This is a genomic window from Allobosea sp. R86505 (genome assembly GCF_042466375.1).
Lineage (GTDB): Bacteria > Pseudomonadota > Alphaproteobacteria > Rhizobiales > Beijerinckiaceae > Allobosea.
Genome location: NZ_JAXHPY010000001.1, coordinates 1,163,047 through 1,183,626, shown reverse-complemented (window position 1 = coordinate 1,183,626; position 20,580 = coordinate 1,163,047). Strand labels below are relative to the sequence as shown.

The following is a 20,580-nucleotide window of genomic DNA, read 5'->3' as shown; positions in this document are numbered from 1 at the left end:
TGACCCTCTACCCGTCATGGCGCGCAGCGCGGCGACGAAGCAATCCAGAGCATGTGCGCAGCGAGGCTGGATTGCTTCGCTGCGCTCGCAATGACGATCAGGCGAACGACTTCGCGTAATCCGTGACCAGTTCCTTCAGCTTCGCGGCGTTCGCGTCCGAAAGATCCTTGGACTTGCCGATCTCGGCCAGCATGTCGGCATGCTTGCCGCGCACCAGCGCCAGCAGCCCGTCCTCGAAGGCGCGGACCTTGGCGACCGGCAGGGCGTCGAGATAGCCGTTGACGCCGGCATAGATCACCACGACCTGCTCTTCCATCTTCAGCGGCGCGAACTGCGGCTGCTTCAGGAGTTCGGTCAGGCGGGCGCCGCGGTTGAGCAGGCGCTGCGTGACGGCGTCGAGGTCGGAGCCGAACTGCGCGAAGGCGGCCATCTCGCGATACTGCGCGAGCTCGCCCTTGATCTTGCCGGCGACCTTCTTGGTCGCCTTGGTCTGCGCGGCCGAACCGACGCGCGACACCGAGAGGCCGACGTTCACCGCCGGGCGGATGCCCTGGTAGAACAGGTCGGTCTCGAGGAAGATTTGGCCGTCGGTGATCGAGATCACGTTGGTCGGGATGTAGGCGGACACGTCGTTCGCCTGCGTCTCGATGACCGGCAGGGCCGTCAGCGAGCCGAGGCCGGCATCCTCGCCCATCTTCGCCGCGCGCTCGAGCAGGCGGGAGTGAAGATAGAACACGTCGCCCGGATAGGCCTCGCGGCCCGGCGGGCGGCGCAGCAGCAGCGACATCTGGCGGTAGGCGACGGCCTGCTTGGAGAGGTCGTCATAGATGATCACGGCGTGCATGCCGTTGTCGCGGAAATACTCACCCATGGCGCAGCCGGCGAAGGGCGCCAGGAACTGCATCGGGGCCGCGTCCGAGGCGGTCGCCGCGATCACGATCGAGTACTCCAGCGCGCCGCGCTCTTCGAGCACCTTCACGAACTGGGCGACGGTCGAACGCTTCTGGCCGATCGCGACATAGACGCAGTAGAGCTTCTGGCTCTCGTCGCCGGTCTCGTTGTTGGCCTTCTGGTTCAGGATCGTGTCGAGCGCCACGGCGGTCTTGCCGGTCTGGCGGTCGCCGATAATCAACTCGCGCTGGCCGCGACCGATCGGGATCAGGGCGTCGATCGCCTTCAGGCCGGTCGCCATCGGCTCGTGCACCGACTTGCGCGGGATGATGCCGGGCGCCTTGACGTCGACGCGCGAACGCTGGGTCGCCTTGATCGGGCCCTTGCCGTCGATCGGGTTGCCGAGCGCGTCGACGACGCGGCCAAGCAGCTCCTTGCCGACCGGCACGTCCACGATGGCGCCGGTGCGCTTGACCGTCTGGCCTTCTTTGATCTCGCGGTCGGAGCCGAAGATCACGACGCCGACATTGTCGCTCTCGAGGTTGAGCGCCATGCCGCGCACGCCGCTCTCGAACTCGACCATCTCACCGGCCTGGACCTTGTCGAGACCGTAGACGCGGGCGATGCCGTCGCCGACGGAGAGAACCTGGCCGACCTCGGTGACGGAGGCTTCGGACCCGAAATTCGAAATCTGGGCCTTCAGGATCGCGGAGATTTCAGCGGGGCGGATTTCCATCAGCCGACCTCTTTCATGGCAAGACGAATTGAATTGAGCTTGGTTTTCAGCGAGGCGTCGACCATCCGGGAACCCATCTTCACGACGAGCCCGCCGATCAGCGACGGATCGATCTTGATCGCGACATCGACATCCTTGCCGGCGACGGCAGCCAGCGCGGCGCGGATCTCGTCGACCCGCTTGAGCGCCGGCGTCTCGGCCAGCGTGACCTCGGCGCTAACGATGCCCTTGGCCTCGGCGGCGAGCGCCTTGTAGGCGGCGATCATGCCCGGCAGCGCGAAGAGCCGGCGCTTGCTGGCGACGAGGCCGATGAAATTGCCAGCGATCCCGGAGATGCCGGCCTTGGCGAGCACGGCCTTGATCGCGCCGGTCTGCTCCTCGGCCGAGAAGGCGGGGCTGCCGACGAGGCGCCGCAGATCCTCGCTATCGGCCAGCATCGCCGAAAAGCTGTCGAGATCGGCGTTGACGGCATCGATGGCATTGGCCTCGCTGGCCAGCTCGAACAGGGCCGTGGCGTAGCGACCGGCCACGCCCGAAACCAGTGATCCTTGCGATCCGCCTTCAGCCACGCGTCAAATCTCTCGTTTCATGGGACCGCCCCGGCGGCCTTCGGACGAAGGCGGAGTGCAAGGTCCCGGCGCTGCGATGTATCACGGACGTGAGGCCGGCAAGACGGCTCCGCGACCTAAATGTGGCGGTGCACTAGCATGTGGTTTTGGGGCGCGCAATCCGTTGATGCCGATCGAAGGCGCGGTTCCGTCTGTCTTTTCCGCAGCCGCCGGACGAGACCCGCGCCAGGCTCGCCGCCTCAGAGGAAACTCTGCGGATCGACGTCGACTGCCACCCGCACCGAACCCTTGGGCTTGCCCGCCCGCCTGAGCCAGGCGCGCAGATAGTCCTGCAGGTTCACGTCGCGCGCCGTCCGGACGATCAGCCGCATGCGGTGGCGCCCGCGCAGCACGGCGAGCGGCGCCTCGGCCGGGCCGAGCACGACGACACCGTCGGGCGGCTCGGCACAGCGCGCCAGCGCCCGGGCATGCGCCTCCGCCTCCGCCTGGCTGCCAGCCGAGACGATCAATGCCGCCAGCCGCCCGAACGGCGGCAGGCCTGCCGCCTCGCGCGACGCCGTCTCTGCGGCATAAAACCGCTCCGGATCGCCGGAGATCAGCGCCTTGAGAACCGGATGGGTCGGGTCATGCGTCTGCAGCAGGGCGCGGCCCGGCCGTTCGCCACGACCCGCCCGGCCGGTCACCTGCCGCAGCACCTGGAAGGTGCGCTCTGCCGCACGCGGATCGCCCGAGGTCAGGCCGAGATCGGCGTCGATCACGCCGACCAGCGTCATGCCGGGAAAGTTATGCCCCTTGGCAACGAGCTGCGTGCCGATGACGATGTCGAACTCGCCGGCCGCCACCGCCATCAATTCGGACTTCAGCCGCTCGGTGCCGCCGGGAAAATCGCTCGACAGCACGATGCCCCGCGCCTGCGGGAACAGCGTCGCGACCTCCTCGGCCAGGCGCTCGACGCCAGGCCCGCAGGCGCTCAGGCTGTCCTGCGCATGGCATTGCGGGCATTCATGCGGCCGGCGCTCGACATGCCCGCAGTGATGGCAGACCAGCGCACGGCGGAAACGGTGATCGACCAGCCAGGCCGAGCAGTTCGGACACTGAAAGCGGTGGCCGCAATCGCGGCACAGCGTCAGCGGCGCATAGCCGCGCCGGTTCAGGAACAGCAGCGACTGCTCGCCGGCCTCCAGATTGGCGGTCATCGCCTTGGCCAGCGTGTCCGAGATCCAGCGACCGCGCGGCGGCTTGTCCTGGCGCAGATCGACCAGGCCCAGCGTCGGAAGCGTCCGCCCGCCGAACCGTTCGGGCAGCTTGAGATGGCTGTAGCGCCCGCGCTCGGCATTGACGCGGGTTTCCAGCGACGGCGTCGCCGAGGTCAGGATCACCGGCGCATTCTCGATGCGCCCCCGCACCACCGCCATGTCGCGGGCGTGATAGGCGACGCCGTCCTCCTGCTTGTAGGCGGCCTCGTGCTCCTCATCGACGACGATCAGGCCGAGATCCTTGTAAGGCAGGAACAGCGCCGAGCGCGCACCCGCCACCACCTTCGCCTCGCCGCTGGCGATCGCCGCCTGCAGCCGCTCGCGCCTGCGCCCCGTCACCGCCGAATGCCACAGCCCGGGCCGGACCCCGAAGCGCGCCTCGAACCGGTCGATGAACTGCGCGGTGAGCGCGATCTCGGGCATCAGGATCAGGCTCTGGCGCCCGAGCCTGATCGCCTCGGCCACGGCCTCGAAATAGACCTCGGTCTTGCCCGAGCCGGTGACGCCCTCGAGCAGCGTCACCCCATAGGTCGCGGCCCTGACCGAGGCGACGAGCGCCTGCGCAGCCGCCGCCTGATCCTCCGACAACGCCGGCGCAGCATGGTCGGGATCGGGCATCGCCGCCACCGCCTCGCGCGGCAGCGGCTCGACCGCGAAGGTCCCGGCATCGACCAGTGAATCGATCACCGCGGCGCTGACCGAAGCCGCCTCGGCGAGCGCGCTCTTGGCCGTCAGCAGCCCGCCTTCCGCGGCCGCGATCGCCCGCGCCCGCGCCGGAGTCAGGCGTCCCGGCGGTGGCCCGACGAGCCGCACCCCGAGCTTCGGCCGTTCGGGCCCGTCCTCGGGCGGCCGCCGCAGCGCCAGCGCCAGCACGGATCCCTTGGGGGCAAGCGTGTACCAGGCGACCCAGTCGACCAGCTTCATCAGCGCGCCATCGAGCGGCGGCATGTCGAGCTTTGCCGCGACCGCCTTGAGATTGCCGCCGCGCCCCGAACCGCGCTCCCAGACGACTCCGACGGTCTGGCGCGGCCCGAGGGGCACCTGAACCACATCGCCGGGCGCCAGCACGAGACCGGGCGGTACCGCATAGCTGTAGGCCTGGTCGAGCGCGAGCGGGACCAGCACCTCGACGGTGCCGCCGTCACCCAACCGATCCGCTTCGCCACTCATCGCCCGTGCGTAGCCCCTGCCCGCCATGGCGACAACCGCCTGCCTTGCCATGGCCGCGATCGCATGATGACTGCCGCTTCCCCGGTCGCAGATCCGAGCCTGCCCATGCCTTTCGCCTTCCACTGCCCGACCGCCATCCTGTTCGCAGCCGCCCTAATCACGACCTCGACGCTGCCCGCGCGAGCCCAGCCGGCGCCGCCCGAAAACTGGCCCGCGATCAAATGCGAGCGCTACACCAAGGCCTATGGCGAGGCGCTGTCGAAGCTCGGGCGCAAGGGGCTGAGCCCCGATTTCCTCGACGCGCACGAGGCCTTTCTCGCCTCCGGCTGCAGCATCAAGGGCGAGGTCTGCCCGCGCAGCGCCGAGGAGCTCAACCTCGCCAATGTGATGGTCGTCATGGGGATGAACCAGGGCATGGCCAGCACCTTCATGCCCTTCGCCTGTCCGAAGCGTTGAGGCGCCGCTTCGCGAGGCGTTAAGGTTGCGCCGTCATGCTCCGAGCCGACCCGAGGCACAGGCCGCTCCATGACCGACTTCGACACCCTCGCCCGCGCCTGGCTCAACCATCTCGCCCATGAGCGCCGGCTCTCGCCGAAGACGCTGGAGGCCTATTCCCGGGATTTGCGCCAGTTCGCGGCCTTCCTCACCGATCATCTCGGCGGCGCCCCGAGCGTCGCCGATATCGCGGCGCTGAAGCCGGCGGATCTGCGCGCCTTCCTCGGCCGGCGCCGGCGCGAGGAGGTCGGCAACCGCACACTGATGCGCCAGCTCGCGGCACTGCGCTCCTTCGCCCGCTTCGGCGAGCGCACGGGCCGGCTGACGGCCGCAGCCTTCGCCGCGACGCGCGGGCCGCGCATCGGCAAGGCCCTGCCCCGCCCGCTGGAAGCCCGCGCGGCGCGCGCCGTCACCCGGGCCGAGACGCGCGCCGGCGATGTCCGCGATCCCTGGATCCTCGCCCGCGACGCCGCCGTCCTGTCGCTGCTCTATGGCTGCGGCCTGCGCATCTCGGAGGCGCTGTCGCTGACCCGCGCCCAGGCTCCCGCCAGCGCGGGCGACACGCTCACCGTGATCGGCAAGGGCAGCAAGACCCGCATGGTCCCCGTCCTCCCCGTCGTGGTCGACACCATCGCCGGCTATCTCGCGCTCTGCCCCTGGCGCCTGCCGCCGGACGGCCCGCTCTTCGTCGGCGCCAAGGGTGGCCCGCTCTCGCCGCGCATCATCCAGCTCGCGGTCGAGGGCCTGCGCGGTGCGCTCGGCCTGCCGGATTCCGCGACGCCGCACGCGCTCAGGCACTCCTTCGCCACCCATCTGCTCGGCCGCGGCGGCGATCTGCGCGCCATCCAGGAACTGCTCGGCCACGCCTCGCTTTCGACGACGCAGATCTACACCCGCGTCGATTCCGCCCGGCTGATGGCGGCCTATGATGCCGCGCACCCACAGGCCGGCCGGTGAGTCCTTCCTGACGTCCGGCCGTCAGCCCGCGGCGCCCGGATAGGCCGGCAGCGGCGGACGCAGCCTTTCCCAGGCGCGCGCCAGCCGCAGCACGCCGAGATCGTCGAAGCGCCGTCCCGTGATCTGCAGCCCGATCGGCAGTCCGCCCGCGGTCATCGCCGCCGGCAAGGCGATCGAGGGCTGGTCCGACATGTTCGCCGGCAGGGTGAAGACGATGTGTTCGAAGGGCCGGTCCGGATCATCGAGCGGCGAGGCCATCTCCGCCGGATAGCTCGGCACCGGCGCGACCGGCGACAGCACGAAGTCGAAGGGCGCGCTCTGCCTGAGCGCCGCGTCCTTGATCGCCAGCATCTGGCTCATGCCGCGATAGACGCGTTCGCCCGACAGGCCATCTCCGCGCTTCGCCCAGGCGAAGATATAGGGCAGCACCTTCGCCTGCTTGTCCGGCGAGAGCGCGCCGATATCGGCCCAGGCCCGCTGGCTCCAGAAATCGTCGAGCCCGTCCAGCATCGCCCGCGTCATGAAGGCAGGCGCCTGCTCGACGATCGCGCCCGCCGCGGCGAAAGCGCGTCCCACCGCCTCGATCGCCGCCTTCGTCTCCGGCTCGACGGGGATGCCGATGCCCGGATCGAGTTGCAGGCCGATCCGCAACCCCTTCACGTCCATCTCGAGCGACAGCCAGTCGATCTCCTGCGGCGGCAGGCTCATGCCGTCGCGTGCATCGGGCTTCGAGATCTCGCGCATCATCAGGGCCGTATCCGTGACCGTGCGGGTCATCGGGCCGGCGACGCGGCCGTAATAGCTCGGATCGATCGGCACGCGGCCGAAGCTGGGCTTGAGGCCCACCAGCCCGCACCAGCCGGCCGGCAGCCGGATCGAGCCGCCGATATCCGTGCCGACATGCAGCGGCCCATAGCCGGCCGCGCCCGCCGCCCCGGCCCCGGCCGAGGAGCCGCCCGGGTTCTTGGTTTCGTCCCAGGGATTGCGGGCGAGGTCGTGGAAGCTCGACAGGCCCGAGGACAGCATCCCGTAATCGGGCATCGTCGTCTTCGCCAGCATCACGAAGCCGGCCTCCCCCAGCCGCGCGGCGACGGGGGCATCCTCCGGCATGGGCGACAGGTCGCGCGCGGCCGTCCCAATCGGCATCGGCGTGCCCCGGGTCGCGATGTTCTCCTTGATCGTGCCGGGAACGCCGTCGAGCGGCAGCGGCTGCCCCCTCATCCAGCGGGCCTCGGATTCCTTTGCCGCCTGGCACGCCGCCGCGGGATGATAGGCATAGAGGGCCTTGAGCCGCGGCTCGCAAGCCTCGATCCGGGCGATGACCGCCTCCACCACCTCGACCGGCGAGAGCACCTTGGTGCGGTAGGCTTGCAGCAGTTCGGCGGCGCTGAGATCGGCGGGGCTGGGCATCGGCATCATCCTCGGCAGGCGGGGCGCGGCATGGCCATCATCCATGCCATGGCGGATCGGACACGGCATGGGCGCGCGGCGCAACCCGCGCCGAACCTGGCCGCATCACGACCCCAAGCAAGCCCTGCGCCGGGCCTCGCCCCTCAGGCGAAGTAGTCCGGATGCTGCGCCCGCAGATGCACGAGGTCGGGCAGCAGCGTTCCCAGATGCTTGCGCATCGCGGCGACCGCGGCCGGCCCGTCATGGCGGCGGACCGCATCGACGATCGAGAGATGCTCGCGGATCACCATCGCCATGCGCCCCGGCACCGGCAGCGTCATGCGCCGGCAGCGGTCGATCTGGCTCTTGGCGGCATGGGCGATCTTCCAGATGCCGGGATAGCCGGCGACCATGGCCAGGGTCTCGTGGAACTCCTCGTCGGCGCGATGGAAGCTCTCCTGATCGCCCGCCTCGAGGGCCTCGTGCTGGCGGGCGATCGTGGCATCCAGCCGCCTGACCGCCTCGGGCGTCGCAATGCGCGCCACGAGGTCGATGGTTGCGCATTCGAGCGCCTGCCGGATGAACACGGCCTCGGGAATCGCCTCGCTCGGGATCCGCGCGACGAAGGTGCCGGCCTGCGGGAATATCTCGACGAGGCCCTCCTCCTTCAGCCGGATCAGGGCCTCGCGAACCGGCGTCCGGCTCATGCCGAAATGCGCGGTCAACTCCTTCTCGACCAGCGCTGCGCCCGGCACGATCTCCATAGCCAGAATGGCGCGCCTCAGCTCGTCCTGCACCATCGAGGCCGCCGTCGAGCGGCCGGCCGGAATGCCACCAAGCGGCTGGCGCCGCCGCTCACGGCGCACCGGATCGACACTCACCTTCGGCGGAATCGTGACCTGCGACATCGCCTCGCCTCTTTGGGCCGGCGGGCCGGGCGGCCCTGCCGGAAGAATGCGCCTGCCGCATGGCGACCGCGCTTCCCGGCGGATAGCACGACTATCTGTGACGTACTAGTATATTAGTATATTGACCGCGCCTCGCGGTCGCGCCTATGGTCCGCCGGCCGATCCGATGGGAGCGCCCGGACCAATGTTGCTGCATGATGATCGCCTGTTTCCCGCAGACCCCGTGACGCGCGGAATCGCGCGCCGGCTCTACGCCGGGATTCGCGATCTGCCGATCATCTCGCCCCATGGCCACACCGACCCGCGCTGGTATGCCGAGGATCAGCCTTTTCCCGATCCCGCGACACTGCTGGTCAAGCCGGACCACTACATTTTCCGGATGCTCTATTCGCAGGGCGTGCGGCTGGAGCAGCTCGGCATCCCCCGCAAGGACGGCGGCCCGGTCGAGACCGACCCGCGCGCGGTCTGGCGCCTGTTCGCCCGGCACTGGTTCCTGTTCCGGGGCACACCGACCCGGCTCTGGTTCGAGCACGCGCTCTCCTCGGTCTTCGGCATCAACGAGCGGCTCACGCCGGAGAACGCCGACAAGCTCTATGACCGGATCGCCGAGAAGCTGGGCGAGCCCGAACTGAGGCCGCGCGCGCTGTTCGATCGCTTCAAGATCGAGGCGATCTCGACCACCGAGGGCGCGCTCGACGATCTGAAGTGGCACGACATGATCAGGGCCTCGGGCTGGAGCGGCAAGGTCGTCACCGCCTATCGCCCGGACAGCGTCGTCGATCCCGAGTTCGAGGGCTTCGCCGCCAACCTCGAACAGTTCGGCGCCCTCACAGGCGAGGACGTAATGAGCTGGAGCGGCTATCTCGCCGCCCACCGCCAGCGCCGCGACTACTTCCGGGCGCGCGGCGCCACCTCCTCCGACCACGGCCACGCCACCGCCCGCACGGCCAACCTCTCGAAGGCCGACGCGGAAGCCCTCTTCACGAAGGTCGTCGCCGGCAAGGCCTCGGCCGAGGACGCCGATCTCTTCCGCGGCCAGATGCTGACCGAGATGGCGAAGATGAGCCTCGATGACGGGCTCGTGCTGCAGATCCATCCGGGTTCCACGCGCAATCACAACGCCTTCCTCTTCGAGCATTTCGGCCGCGACATGGGCGCCGACATCCCGCGCCAGACCGATTACGTCGCCGCGCTCAAGCCCCTGCTCGACGCGGTCGGCAACGAGCCCGGCCTGACCGTGATCGCCTTCACCCTCGACGAAACCAGCTATTCGCGCGAACTCGCGCCGCTGGCGGGGCATTATCCGGCGCTCAAGCTCGGCCCGGGCTGGTGGTTCCTCGATGCGCCCGAGGCCATGCTGCGCTTCCGCGAACTGACCACCGAGACGGCCGGCTTCTACAACACCGTCGGCTTCAACGACGACACCCGCGCCTATCTCTCGATCCCCGCGCGCCACGACGTCGCCCGTCGCTGCGACTGCGCCTATCTCGCCAAGCTCGTCGCCGAGCACCGCCTCGACGAGGACGAGGCGGCCGAGCTCGCACACGACCTCGCCTACCGTCTGGCCAAGGAGGCTTACAAGCTGTGAGCCCCGTCGCCGCCCACCAACTCCGTCATTGCGAGCGCAGCGAAGCAATCCAGAGCCGCGCGCTCGACGTCTCCCTGGATTGCTTCGTCGCTGCGCGCCTCGCAATGACGATGGAGACCATCTGATGATCGACGAACGCCAGGCCGCCCATCCGCGCGACGTGAAGAGCTACGACACCGAGACCCTGCGCGGAGATTTCCTGATCGAGCGCGTTTTCGCCTCAGGCGAGATCACGCTGACCTACAGCCATTACGATCGCATGATCGTCGGCGGCGCGATGCCGGCCGCGGCCGCGCTGACACTCGCCCCCTTCGCGCCGACCGGCACGCCCTTCTTCCTGGCGCGGCGCGAACTCGGCGTGATCAACCTGGGCGGCGCAGGCCGCGTCACCGTCGATGGCCAGGCCTTCGAGCTGCCGAATCTCGATGCCCTCTATGTCGGGCTGGGCGCGAAGGAGGTCTCGTTCACCAGCGCCGACGCGGCGAACCCGGCGAAGTTCTACCTGACCAGCGCGCCGGCGCACCGCGAGGCGCCGCATCAGCTGATCCGCAAGGACGACGCCAACACGATCCATCTCGGCTCGTCGGAGACCTCGAACAAGCGCATCATCAGCCAATACATCATGCCCAACACCACCGGCACCAACCAGCTGGTGATGGGCATGACCGCGCTGGAGCCCGGCTCGGTCTGGAACTCGATGCCCTGCCACACCCATACGCGGCGGATGGAGGCCTATCTCTACTTCAACCTCGACCCCGCCCACCGCGTCTTCCACTTCATGGGCGAGCCGACGCAGACCCGCCATCTGCTGGTGGCCAACGAGCAGGCGGTGATCTCGCCGAACTGGTCGATCCATTGCGGCTGCGGCACCTCGAACTACGCCTTCGTCTGGGCCATGGCCGGCGACAATGTCGAGTTCACCGACATGGACGCAGCCCCCGTGGACAGCTTGCGCTGATGGCCTCGCCCTTCGACCTCACCGGCCGCAAGGCCCTGGTCACCGGCGCCAATACCGGCATCGGCCAGGGCATCGCGCTGGCGCTGGCGCAGGCCGGCGCCACCGTGGTGGCCGCCGGGCGCTCGGACCTGACCGAGACGCTCGCGCTGGTCGCGGCGGCCGGCGGAACGGCGCATGCCCTCAAGGTCGATCTTCAGGAGCAGGGCATCGCGCCGCGCGTCATCGAGCAGGCTGAAGGTCTCGCCGGCCCGCTCGACATACTCGTCAACAATGCCGGCATCATCCGCCGGGCCGACGCGCTCGATTTCAGCGAGAGCGACTGGGACGAGGTCATGAACGTCAATCTCAAGGCGACGTTCTTCCTGGCCCAGGCCTTCGCGAAATCGGCCGTCGCGGCGGGACGTGGCGCGCGGATCGTCAACATCGCCTCGCTGCTCTCCTTCCAGGGCGGCATCCGCGTCGCCTCCTACACCGCCAGCAAGAGCGGGCTCGCCGGGCTGACCAAGCTTCTCGCCTGCGAATGGGCGCAGAAGGGCATCAATGTGAACGCCATCGCCCCGGGCTATATCGAGAGCAACAACACGCAGGCGCTGCGCAACGACCCGGACCGCAACCAGGCGATCCTCGCGCGCATTCCCGCCGGCCGCTGGGGCAACCCCTCGGACATCGGCGGCGCCGCCGTGTTCCTCGCCAGCGACGCCGCCGCCTACATGCATGGCGCCATCATTCCCGTCGACGGAGGCTGGCTCGCACGATGACCGACCGTCTCAATTCCTTCTTCCAGCAGGACGCCGATATCGCCTGGGAGCCGACCGAGCCCGGCGTGAAGCGCAAGATCATGGCCTATGGCGAGGATTTGATGGTCGTGCGGGTGGTCTTCGAGGCTGGCGCCGTCGGCAAGCCGCATCGGCATCCGCACCGCCAGGCCTGCTATGTCGAGAGCGGCGTCTTCGACGTCACCATCGACGGACAGACCCAGCGGCTGACGGCCGGCGACACCTTCTTCGTTCCGTCCGATCTCGTCCACGGCGTCACCGCGGTCGAGGCCGGCCAGCTGATCGATTCCTTCACGCCGATGCGCACCGAATTTCTCTAGACGAGACCGCCCTTCCGGCCGCCGCCGGCAGGGCTCCCATTACGGGACAAGAACGACCGGAAAAAGCCGGCGCCACACCAACAAGGGAGAGAAACTGCCATGCTCACCAAACGCACATTCGGCGCGCTCGCGGGCGCCGCCATCCTGGCCCTGGTCGCCGGCACCGCCAGCGCCCAGACCGTCACCCTGCGCTCGACCGACATCCACCCCGACGGCTATCCGACCATCGAGGCGGTCAAGCACATGGGCAAGCTGCTCGAGGAGCGCAGCAAGGGCCGCATCAAGATCAACGTCTTCCACTCGGCCCAGCTCGGCCAGGAGAAGGACACGATCGAGCAGACCCGCTTCGGCGTGATCGACATGAACCGCATCAACATGGCGCCGTTCAACAATCTGATCCCGGCGACCAATGTGCCGTCGCTGCCCTTCATCTTCCGCTCGGTCGACCATATGCGGAAGGTCATGGACGGCCCGATCGGCGACAACCTGCTGAAGGAGTTCGAGAAGCACGATCTCATCGGCCTCGCCTTCTACGATTCCGGCTCGCGCTCCTTCTACAACTCCAAGCGTCCGATCAACACGCCGGCCGACATGAAGGGCCTGAAGATCCGCGTCCAGCAGTCGGACATGTTCGTCAGCCTGGTCTCGGCGCTCGGCGCCAACGCCACGCCGATGAACTTCGGCGAAGTCTACTCGGGCCTTCAGACCGGCGTCATCGACGGCGCCGAGAACAACTGGCCGTCCTATGAATCGACCAAGCATTACGAGGTGGCGAAGTTCTACTCGCTGTCCGAGCACTCGCTCTCACCGGAGGTGCTGGTGATGTCGAAGAAGAGCTTCGACAAGCTCAGCGCCGAGGACAAGGCTCTTGTCAGGGCGGCCGCCAAGGAATCCGTCGCCAAGATGCGCGAACTCTGGGACGCGCGTGAGAAGGCCTCGGAAGCCAAGGTCAAGGCCGGCGGCGCGGTCGTCAACGCGGTCGAGAAGCAGCCCTTCATCGACGCGATGAAGCCGGTCTATGACAAGTTCGTTACCGACGCGAAGCTCAAGGAAATGGTCGCCGCCATCCAGGCGGTGAAGTGAGCGTCTGCTGAACATGATGGCGCGCCACCCGGCGCGCCATTTCCTTTCGTCGTTCCTCGTTCCCGGACCACCCCATGTCACCAGCCTTGACTCGAGTCTCCAGCGCCCTGGCGACGCTGGCCCTGTGGTTGTCCGCGGTCGGCCTGATCGGCATGACGCTGGCCGTCGCGTGGCAGGTCTTCGGCCGCTATGTGCTCAACAGCACGCCGACCTGGACCGAGGCGCTGTCGATCCAGCTGATGGGCTGGTTCATTCTGCTGGGAGCCGCTGTCGGCGTCCGCGAGGGCTACCATCTCGGCTTCGACATCTTGCGCATCGCGCTGCCGGGCCGGCCCGCCAAGCTGATGGCCCTCGTCAGCCATCTCGTCGTCCTCTCCTTCGGCCTCGCCATGGTCTGGTACAGCTGGGATCTCGTCGTCGGCACCTGGACCGCCACCATCCCGATCCTGGGCTGGCCGGGCGGCATCGATTTCCTCCCGCTGCTCGGCGGCGGAGCACTGATCTCCTTCTTCACCCTCGAGCATCTCTACAATCTGGCCGCCGGCCATGAGGACGGAACCGGCGCATGAGCCCTGAACTGATCATTCTCTTCGGCAGCTTCGTCGTCCTGCTGCTGATCGGGACGCCGATCGCGTTCTGCCTGGGTGCCGCCTCGCTGGCGACCGTCGTCTATATGGGCATCCCGCCGCTGGTCGTGTTCCAGCGGCTGAACTCCGGCATCAGCGTCTTCTCGCTGATGGCGATTCCCTTCTTCATCTATGCCGGCGACCTGATGATCCGTGGCGGCATCGCGGAACGGCTGGTGCGCTTCGCCGGCTCCCTTGTCGGCCATATGCGTGGCGGCCTCGGCCAGGTGAACATCGCGGCCTCGACCCTGTTCGGCGGCATCTCCGGCTCGGCCGTGGCCGATGCCTCCGCCATCGGCGGGCTGATGATCCCGCAGATGCAGAAGCGCGGCTACGACACCTCCTTTGCCGTCAACGTCACCGTCAGTTCCGCCATCATCGCGCTGCTGATCCCGCCCTCGCACAACATGATCATCTATTCGCTGTCGGCCGGCGGCTCGATCTCCATCGCCGACCTGTTCACGGCCGGGATCGTGCCGGGTCTGCTGCTCGCGGCGACGCTGATGCTCGTCACCTGGTTCGTCGCGCGCAAGCGCGGTTACCCGGCCGAACCGTTTCCGGGCTGGGCCCGGGTCGCGACCTATGCCGTCTCGGCCTTCCCCGGCATCATCCTGATCGGGATCATCTTCGGCGGCGTGCGCTCGGGCGTCTTCACCGCCACCGAGAGCTCCTGCATCGCCGCGGTCTACGCCCTTCTGATCACCGTTCTGGTCTATCGCGGCATGAACCTCGCCGAGTTCAAGGACGCGACCTTCGCCGCCGTGCGCACCACGGCGATGGTCCTGCTGGTGATCGGCTGCGCGGCCGCCTTCGGCTGGCTGCTCGCCTTCTTCCAGGTCCCTTCGGCGATGGTCGCCTTCATGCGGTCTGTCTCGAACGACCCGATCGTGATCTTCCTGCTGATCAACCTGCTGCTGCTGTTCCTGGGCACCTTCATGGACATGTCGCCGCTGATCATCATCACCACGCCGATCTTCCTGCCCGTGGTTACGGCCTTCGGCATGGACCCGGTGCATTTCGGCGCCATCCTGATCCTGAATCTGGGCATTGGCCTGTGTACCCCGCCCGTGGGCGCCGTGCTCTTCGTCGGCTGCGCGGTTGGGCGCATCTCGATCTGGGAGGCAATGCGGACGATCTGGCCTTTCTACGGTGCCAGCATCGCCGTATTGATGCTCGTCACCTATGTCCCCGCCATCTCTCTCTGGCTGCCGAGCATGTTCCGTTGACGCGACTGAATACGACGACCCTCTCCGCCCTGCCCGCCACGGTCCGCCGCCCCGCCTATGACCGCGCGCGACTGACGCCGGGCATCGTCCATCTCGGCTTGGGCGCCTTCGCCCGCGCCCATCTCTGCGAGTACACCGAGGACGCGCTGGAGCTGGAGTTCGGCGCCTGGGGCGTCACTGGCGCGAGCCTGCAGCGGCCCGACCAGCGCGACCGGCTGTCGCCGCAGGACGGGCTCTACACCCTGCTGAAGCGCGCCCCGGCCGGGCCGGACCTGCGCCTCATCGGCTGCCTCGGTGAGGTGCTGGTCGCGCCGGAGAACCCCGCCGCGCTCATCGCGCGCATGGCCTTTCCCGACACCCGCATCGTCTCGCTGACGGTCACCGAGAAGGGCTACTGCCACGACCCCGCCACCGGCCGGCTCAAGGCCGACCATCCCGACATCCTCCACGACCTCGCCAACCCGCTCAGCCCCCGCTCGGCGGTGGGCCTCATCGTCGCTGCCCTGAAGGCGCGTCGCGCCGCCGGCCTCGGCCCCTTCACGGCGCTGAGTTGCGACAACCTCCCCCATAACGGCGGCGTGCTGCGCGGCCTGGTGCGCGATTTCGCGGCGCTGAGCGATGATGGCTTGAGCCAGTGGATCGAAGCCAACGGCGCCTTCCCGGCGACGATGGTCGACCGCATCGTGCCGGCTACGACCGAGGCCGACATCGCCGAGGTCGCCGACCTGATCGGGCTGGAGGACGCCGCTCCCGTCATCGGCGAGCCCTTCCGGCAATGGGCGATCCAGGACGTTTTTGCCGCCGGCCGGCCGGCCTGGGAGCGCGTCGGCGCGCAGATGGTTTCCGAGGTCGCGCCCTTCGAGTTCATGAAGCTGCGCATGCTCAACGGCGCGCATTCCTGCCTCGCCTATCTCGGCTATCTCGCTGGCCACGAGACGGTGTCCGAGGCCAGCGGCGACCCGGTGTTCGCCCGCTTCCTCGAAGGCCTCTGGGGCGAGATCATCCCGACGGTTCCCGCACCGCAGGGCGTCGTCCTTTCCGAGTACGCGCAGGCGCTGCTCGCCCGCTTCCGCAACCCCGCCATCCGCCATCGCACCTGGCAGATCGCCATGGACGGCTCCCAGAAGCTGCCGCAGCGGCTGCTGGGAACGATCCGCGACCGCCTCAAGCAGGACGCCCCGATCGACCATCTCGCGCTCGGTGTCGCGGCCTGGATGGCTTACGTCTCCGGCACCGACGAAAAGGGCGCGACGATCGATGTCCGCGACCCGCTGGCCGCGACCTTCGCGGAGAAGGCCAGGGCGGCCGGCCACGACGCGACGGCGCTCAGCCGGTCGCTGCTCGGCATTGAGGCGATCTTCGGCACCGACCTGCCGCGCGAGCCGCGCTTCACGCAGGCCGTCGAGACGCATTTGGCAGCGCTGTTCGACAAGGGCGCGAAAGCGACGGTCGCGGCGCTCTAAAGGTAAAGCGCAGGGAACACCTCTCCTGTAAGGAGAGGGGCAGGGGAGAGGTGTCGGCCCCTGGACCAGCGGGGCGCCCATAGACAACGCCTGCGGTTGGGTCACAGCTATCATGTCAAACGGCCGACCCCTCACCCTGCCCTCTCCCTACGGGAGAGGGTTCCCCGCGCTAGACCTCACACGCCCGATCCCAATTATGCGCGCTCTAGCAACCGCCACAGTCTTGCTGGCACTCCTTGCGGGCCAAAGCGCCCTCGCCCAGTCGCGCGTCACCGTGCCGAACTTCTGGGATCCGCGGATCCGGCTCGACCGGCCCGAGCCCGGCCCGCCCCGCGTCATCCGCTTCCTGACCGATGACGAATACCCGCCGCTGCACTTCGCCGGGCCCGATGGCGGCCTGACCGGCTTCTCGGTCGAACTGGCGCGGGCCGCCTGCGAGAAACTCGGCTGGACCTGCACCGTGCAGGCCCGCCGCTTCGACACGCTGCTGGATTCCCTCGCCGAGGGCCGCGGCGACGTGCTGGCCGCGGCGGTGAACCTGACACCGCCGATCCGCGCCCGCTTTGCGGCCAGCCATCTCTATTTCCGCGGCAGCGCCCGCTTCGCCACCACCCGCGGCAACGCCCAAGCCGAACTCGACACGCGTTCGCTCCAAGGCAAGCGCGTCGCCGTCGTCTCCGGCACGGCGCATCAGGCCTATCTCGAGCGGCTTCTGCCCTTCGTCCAGCGCCGCGAGGCTCCCACCCTCGCCGCCGCTGTCACCGCGCTGCGCAGCGGCGACGCCGAATTCGTCTTCGGCGACGGCGTCGCGCTCTCCCTGCTGCTCGCCGGCAGCGCCGGCGGCGAACTCGCCTTCACCGGCGGCCCGTTCCTGGAAAGTCGCTATTTCGGCGAGGGCGTCGCCTTCCTCATTCGCAAGGACGAAGTGCCGCTCAAGCGTTCCCTCGACTATGCGCTGCAGTCGCTCTGGGACGACGGCACCTATGCCAGGCTCTATCTGCGGTTCTTCCCGGTGAGCCCGTTCTGAGTTTCAGCGTCATTCTCGGGCGAAGACCCAAGAATGACGCCCGTGATCTCAGACCTTCGCCGCAGGCGCGTTCGCGCTCAGCGCCTGCTTCGCCACCGCCGCCAGCCAGCCGGAGGCCGCGGGAAGGATCGCGTCGTTGAAATCATAGCGGTCATTGTGCAGTTCGCCGCCGTCGCGCACCGGGCCGTTGCCGATCCAGACATAAGCGCCCGGCAGCCGTGCCAGAAAATGCGCGAAATCCTCGCCCGTGGTGCTCGCCTTGAGGTCGCGCCGCAGCCCCACCCCGGTCGCAAGAGCCGCCGCCGCGGCGATCTCCTCCTCCGGCGCCGTGTTGATGGTGGCGGCGCCATGCATCGTCTCGACCTCGGCCTGCATCTCGAAGGTGGCCGCGATGTTGTGCGCGATCGCATTGATGCGCCCGAGCAGCCGCTCGCGCACCTCCGCCACGAAGGTGCGGAACGTGCCCTCGATGAAGACGCTGGTCGGGATCTGGTTCGAGGCCGAGCCACCATGCACCTGCCCGATTGAGACCACCGCGGACTGCATCGGATCGATGTTGCGCGAGACGATGGTCTGCAGCGCGACGATGAGATGACCCATGGCGACGATCGGGTCGCGCGTCGTCTCCGGCAGCGCCGCATGGCCGGCCGTGCCGTTGAGCGTGATCCTGAACCGGCCGGGCTCCGACATCACCGGCCCGCGATGCACGGCGATGGTGCCCGCCTCCAGCCCCGGCCAGTTGTGCAGGGCGAAGATGCGCTCCATCGGGAACCGTTCGATCACCCCGTCGGCGAGCATCGCCTGCGCGCCGCCGGCGCCCTCCTCGGCTGGCTGGAAGACGAACTGTACCGTGCCGCTCCAGCTTTCGTCGCGGGCGAGCAGGGCGGCCGCGCCGAGCAGCGCCGTGGTGTGCCCGTCGTGGCCACAGGCATGCATGACGTGCGGCCGCATGGATTTGTAGGACAGATCATTGGCTTCCAGGATCGGCAGCGCGTCCATGTCGGCGCGCAGGCCGACCGAGCGCTCCGAGCCGCCGCGCCTCAGCGTCGCCACCACGCCATGGCCACCGATGCCGGCGGTGAAGGGCACGCCGAGTTCGGTCAGCTTCGCCTGGACGAAGGCACTCGTCTCCTTCTCCTCGCGGCCCAGTTCCGGATGGGCGTGGAGATGGCGTCGCCATGTGGTCAGTTGGGCGTGCAGATCGGGATTCAAGGCGGTCGTCCTCTCGAAGGCGTGTCGGCGGGCAGCCTATACCCGGCACGCCATTCGACAACTGCTCCAGACGCATCCCGTCCGACTCATTGACGCCCCCCTTCGCAATCTGCGAAAGCCCGTCCCTCGCATTTTCGCGCAGAACCTGGAGAGGACACCACTCCCGATGCCGGTTTTCGACCCCGCCCTTGTGGACGCCGCCCAGCGTTCGGCCGCCTGGCCGTTCGAGGAAGCTCGCAAGCTCGTCGCGCGGATCGAGAAATCGGGCAAGACGGAGGTGATCTTCGAGACCGGCTACGGTCCCTCGGGCCTGCCCCATATCGGCACCTTCGGCGAGGTCGCGCGCACCTCGATGGTCCGCCACGCCTTTCGCGTGCTGACCGATGACGCCATTCCCACCCGCCTGATCGCCTTCTCGGACGACATGGACGGGCTGCGCAAGGTTCCCGACAATGTCCCTAACAAGGAGTTGCTGACGGCAGCGCTGGGCAAGCCCCTGACCGAGGTGCCCGACCCCTTCGGTACGCATGACTCGTTCGGCCGGCACAACAATGCGCGGCTGCGCGCCTTCCTCGACCAGTTCGGCTTCGACTACGAGTTCAAGTCCTCGACCGACAGCTACCGCGCCGGCGAGTTCGACGCGACACTGCTGAAGATGCTGGCGCGCTACGACGCCATCATGAAGATCATGCTGCCGACGCTTCGCGAGGAGCGGGCGGCGACCTATTCGCCCTTCCTGCCGATCCACCCGGTGACGCGTGTCGTCATGCAGGTGCCGATCGAGGCGCGCGACGTCGAGGCCGGCACGATCGCCTGGACCGACCCGGCGACCGGCGAGCGCTTCGTCACGCCCGTCACCGGCGGAGAGGTCAAGCTGCAGTGGAAGCCCGACTGGGCGATGCGCTGGGTCGCGCTCGGCATCGACTACGAGATGGCGGGCAAGGACCTGATCGACTCGGTCAAGGTCTCCTCGCAGATCGCGCGCGCGCTCGACGGCACCCCGCCCGAGGGCTTCAACTACGAGCTCTTCCTGGACGAGCAGGGCCAGAAGATCTCGAAGTCGAAGGGCAACGGCCTGACCATCGAGCAATGGCTCGAATACGGCCCGCAGGAGAGCCTGGCGCTCTACATGTTCCAGCGCCCGCGCGAAGCCAAGAAGCTCCACTTCGACGTCATCCCGCGCGCGGTCGACGAGTATCTGCAGTTCCTCAGTGGCTATGAGCGCCAGGACTGGAAGAACCGCCTCGGCAATCCCGTCTGGCACCTCCACCATGGCGAGCCGCCGCAGCCAGAAGTCATCGCCACCGGCGAAGGCGACAACGTCTCGCGGGCACAGATCACCTTCGGCCTGCTGATGAACCTCGTCGCCGTCGCCAATTCCGAGGACAAGGCCGTGCTCTGGGGCTTCCTCCAGCGCTATGCACCAGGCATCTCGCCGCAGACTCATCCGCGCCTTGATGCACTGGCCGGCTACGCGATCGCCTATTTCCGCGATTTCGTGAAGCCGGCCAAGACCTACCGCCTCGCCGACGAAACCGAGGTGGCGGCCTTCACCGCGCTCGACGCCGCCATTGCCGCCCTGCCGGCGGATGCGACCGCGGAGATGGTGCAGGACACCGCGCTGGACGTCGCCCGCGCCATCCCGCGCTACCAGAACCTCACCGCCAAGAACGCGACGCCCGAGCGGCCGGGTGTCTCCGGCGAGTGGTGGAAGGCAATCTACCAGGTCTTCTTCGGCGAGGATCAGGGCCCGCGCTTCGGCTCCTTCGCCGCGATCTACGGCCTCGCCAACACCCGCGCCCTGATAGCCAAGGCACTGGCCGGCGGGCTGGTCGAGGAGCATGCCGCCTTCATCGCGTCGCGAAAGGCGGATTGAGACAGCCGTCGGTTGCCGGCGCCGCCATCCGGGGACCCGCCTTCGGCCCGCGGC

At 68.4% G+C, this 20,580-nt stretch carries 18 protein-coding genes; 12 read left to right on the top strand and 6 right to left on the bottom strand.

Annotated features, from left to right (window positions below):
* Window positions 1-97 precede the first annotated feature (97 nt).
* The 3 genes from atpA to SJY11_RS05695 all read right to left on the bottom strand — a co-directional run bounded on the left by atpA (window position 98) and on the right by SJY11_RS05695 (window position 4,622).
* Window positions 98-1,627, bottom strand: coding sequence for a F0F1 ATP synthase subunit alpha (gene atpA / locus SJY11_RS05705; RefSeq protein WP_326910687.1), 1,530 nt, complete (start codon window positions 1,625-1,627; stop codon window positions 98-100).
* Window positions 1,627-2,196, bottom strand: a complete 570-nt coding sequence (locus SJY11_RS05700) for a F0F1 ATP synthase subunit delta (protein WP_376985534.1) — start codon at window positions 2,194-2,196, stop codon at window positions 1,627-1,629. The genes atpA and SJY11_RS05700 overlap by 1 nt, the downstream gene beginning before the upstream one ends.
* A gap of 239 nt (window positions 2,197-2,435) precedes the next feature.
* Window positions 2,436-4,622 (bottom strand): primosomal protein N', encoded by a 2,187-nt coding sequence (locus SJY11_RS05695; RefSeq protein ID WP_376989260.1) that lies wholly within the window; start codon window positions 4,620-4,622, stop codon window positions 2,436-2,438.
* Between the two features lie 105 nt (window positions 4,623-4,727).
* Between SJY11_RS05695 and SJY11_RS05690 the strand changes: the two genes are divergently transcribed.
* Window positions 4,728-5,078, top strand: coding sequence for a hypothetical protein (locus SJY11_RS05690; RefSeq protein ID WP_376985532.1), 351 nt, complete (start codon window positions 4,728-4,730; stop codon window positions 5,076-5,078).
* Window positions 5,079-5,147: 69 nt separating this feature from the next.
* Window positions 5,148-6,074: a tyrosine recombinase XerC gene (locus SJY11_RS05685; RefSeq protein WP_376985530.1), complete on the top strand. Its 927-nt coding sequence runs from the start codon at window positions 5,148-5,150 to the stop codon at window positions 6,072-6,074.
* A gap of 21 nt (window positions 6,075-6,095) precedes the next feature.
* Here the strand turns inward: SJY11_RS05685 and SJY11_RS05680 are convergent, their stop codons facing one another.
* Complete coding sequence (locus SJY11_RS05680; protein ID WP_376985528.1) at window positions 6,096-7,484, bottom strand: amidase; 1,389 nt, start codon at window positions 7,482-7,484, stop codon at window positions 6,096-6,098.
* Between the two features lie 143 nt (window positions 7,485-7,627).
* A complete protein-coding gene (locus tag SJY11_RS05675) occupies window positions 7,628-8,371 on the bottom strand; it encodes a GntR family transcriptional regulator (protein ID WP_376985526.1) in 744 nt (247 codons plus the stop codon).
* A 184-nt stretch (window positions 8,372-8,555) separates the two neighbouring features.
* Between SJY11_RS05675 and uxaC the strand changes: the two genes are divergently transcribed.
* From uxaC to SJY11_RS05630, 9 genes are all read left to right on the top strand, one after another.
* Window positions 8,556-9,959, top strand: coding sequence for a glucuronate isomerase (gene uxaC / locus SJY11_RS05670; RefSeq protein ID WP_376985525.1), 1,404 nt, complete (start codon window positions 8,556-8,558; stop codon window positions 9,957-9,959).
* A 121-nt stretch (window positions 9,960-10,080) separates the two neighbouring features.
* Window positions 10,081-10,917, top strand: a complete 837-nt coding sequence (gene kduI, locus SJY11_RS05665) for a 5-dehydro-4-deoxy-D-glucuronate isomerase (protein WP_376989259.1) — start codon at window positions 10,081-10,083, stop codon at window positions 10,915-10,917.
* Window positions 10,917-11,675 carry a 2-dehydro-3-deoxy-D-gluconate 5-dehydrogenase KduD gene (gene kduD / locus SJY11_RS05660; RefSeq protein ID WP_376985523.1) on the top strand — a complete coding sequence of 253 codons (759 nt, stop codon included), beginning with the start codon at window positions 10,917-10,919 and terminating at the stop codon, window positions 11,673-11,675. Before kduI ends, kduD begins: the two co-directional genes overlap by 1 nt.
* Window positions 11,672-12,013, top strand: coding sequence for a cupin domain-containing protein (locus tag SJY11_RS05655; RefSeq protein ID WP_376985521.1), 342 nt, complete (start codon window positions 11,672-11,674; stop codon window positions 12,011-12,013). The genes kduD and SJY11_RS05655 overlap by 4 nt, the downstream gene beginning before the upstream one ends.
* A 99-nt stretch (window positions 12,014-12,112) precedes the next feature.
* The gene (locus SJY11_RS05650) at window positions 12,113-13,096 is read left to right on the top strand and encodes a TRAP transporter substrate-binding protein (RefSeq protein WP_372689994.1); all 984 of its coding nucleotides are present in this window, start codon (window positions 12,113-12,115) and stop codon (window positions 13,094-13,096) included.
* 74 nt (window positions 13,097-13,170) lie between these two features.
* Complete coding sequence (locus SJY11_RS05645) at window positions 13,171-13,665, top strand: TRAP transporter small permease (RefSeq protein ID WP_376985519.1); 495 nt, start codon at window positions 13,171-13,173, stop codon at window positions 13,663-13,665.
* Window positions 13,662-14,948, top strand: coding sequence for a TRAP transporter large permease (locus SJY11_RS05640; protein ID WP_372689992.1), 1,287 nt, complete (start codon window positions 13,662-13,664; stop codon window positions 14,946-14,948). Before SJY11_RS05645 ends, SJY11_RS05640 begins: the two co-directional genes overlap by 4 nt.
* Complete coding sequence (locus tag SJY11_RS05635; RefSeq protein ID WP_376985518.1) at window positions 14,945-16,411, top strand: mannitol dehydrogenase family protein; 1,467 nt, start codon at window positions 14,945-14,947, stop codon at window positions 16,409-16,411. The genes SJY11_RS05640 and SJY11_RS05635 overlap by 4 nt, the downstream gene beginning before the upstream one ends.
* Before the next feature lie 223 nt (window positions 16,412-16,634).
* Window positions 16,635-17,438: a transporter substrate-binding domain-containing protein gene (locus SJY11_RS05630; protein WP_376985516.1), complete on the top strand. Its 804-nt coding sequence runs from the start codon at window positions 16,635-16,637 to the stop codon at window positions 17,436-17,438.
* Between the two features lie 48 nt (window positions 17,439-17,486).
* Here the strand turns inward: SJY11_RS05630 and SJY11_RS05625 are convergent, their stop codons facing one another.
* Window positions 17,487-18,650 (bottom strand): amidohydrolase, encoded by a 1,164-nt coding sequence (locus SJY11_RS05625; protein WP_376985514.1) that lies wholly within the window; start codon window positions 18,648-18,650, stop codon window positions 17,487-17,489.
* Window positions 18,651-18,816: 166 nt separating this feature from the next.
* Here SJY11_RS05625 and SJY11_RS05620 point away from each other — a divergent pair, with 166 nt between their 5' ends.
* Complete coding sequence (locus SJY11_RS05620) at window positions 18,817-20,526, top strand: lysine--tRNA ligase (protein ID WP_376985512.1); 1,710 nt, start codon at window positions 18,817-18,819, stop codon at window positions 20,524-20,526.
* The last annotated feature ends 54 nt before the right edge of the window (window positions 20,527-20,580 follow it).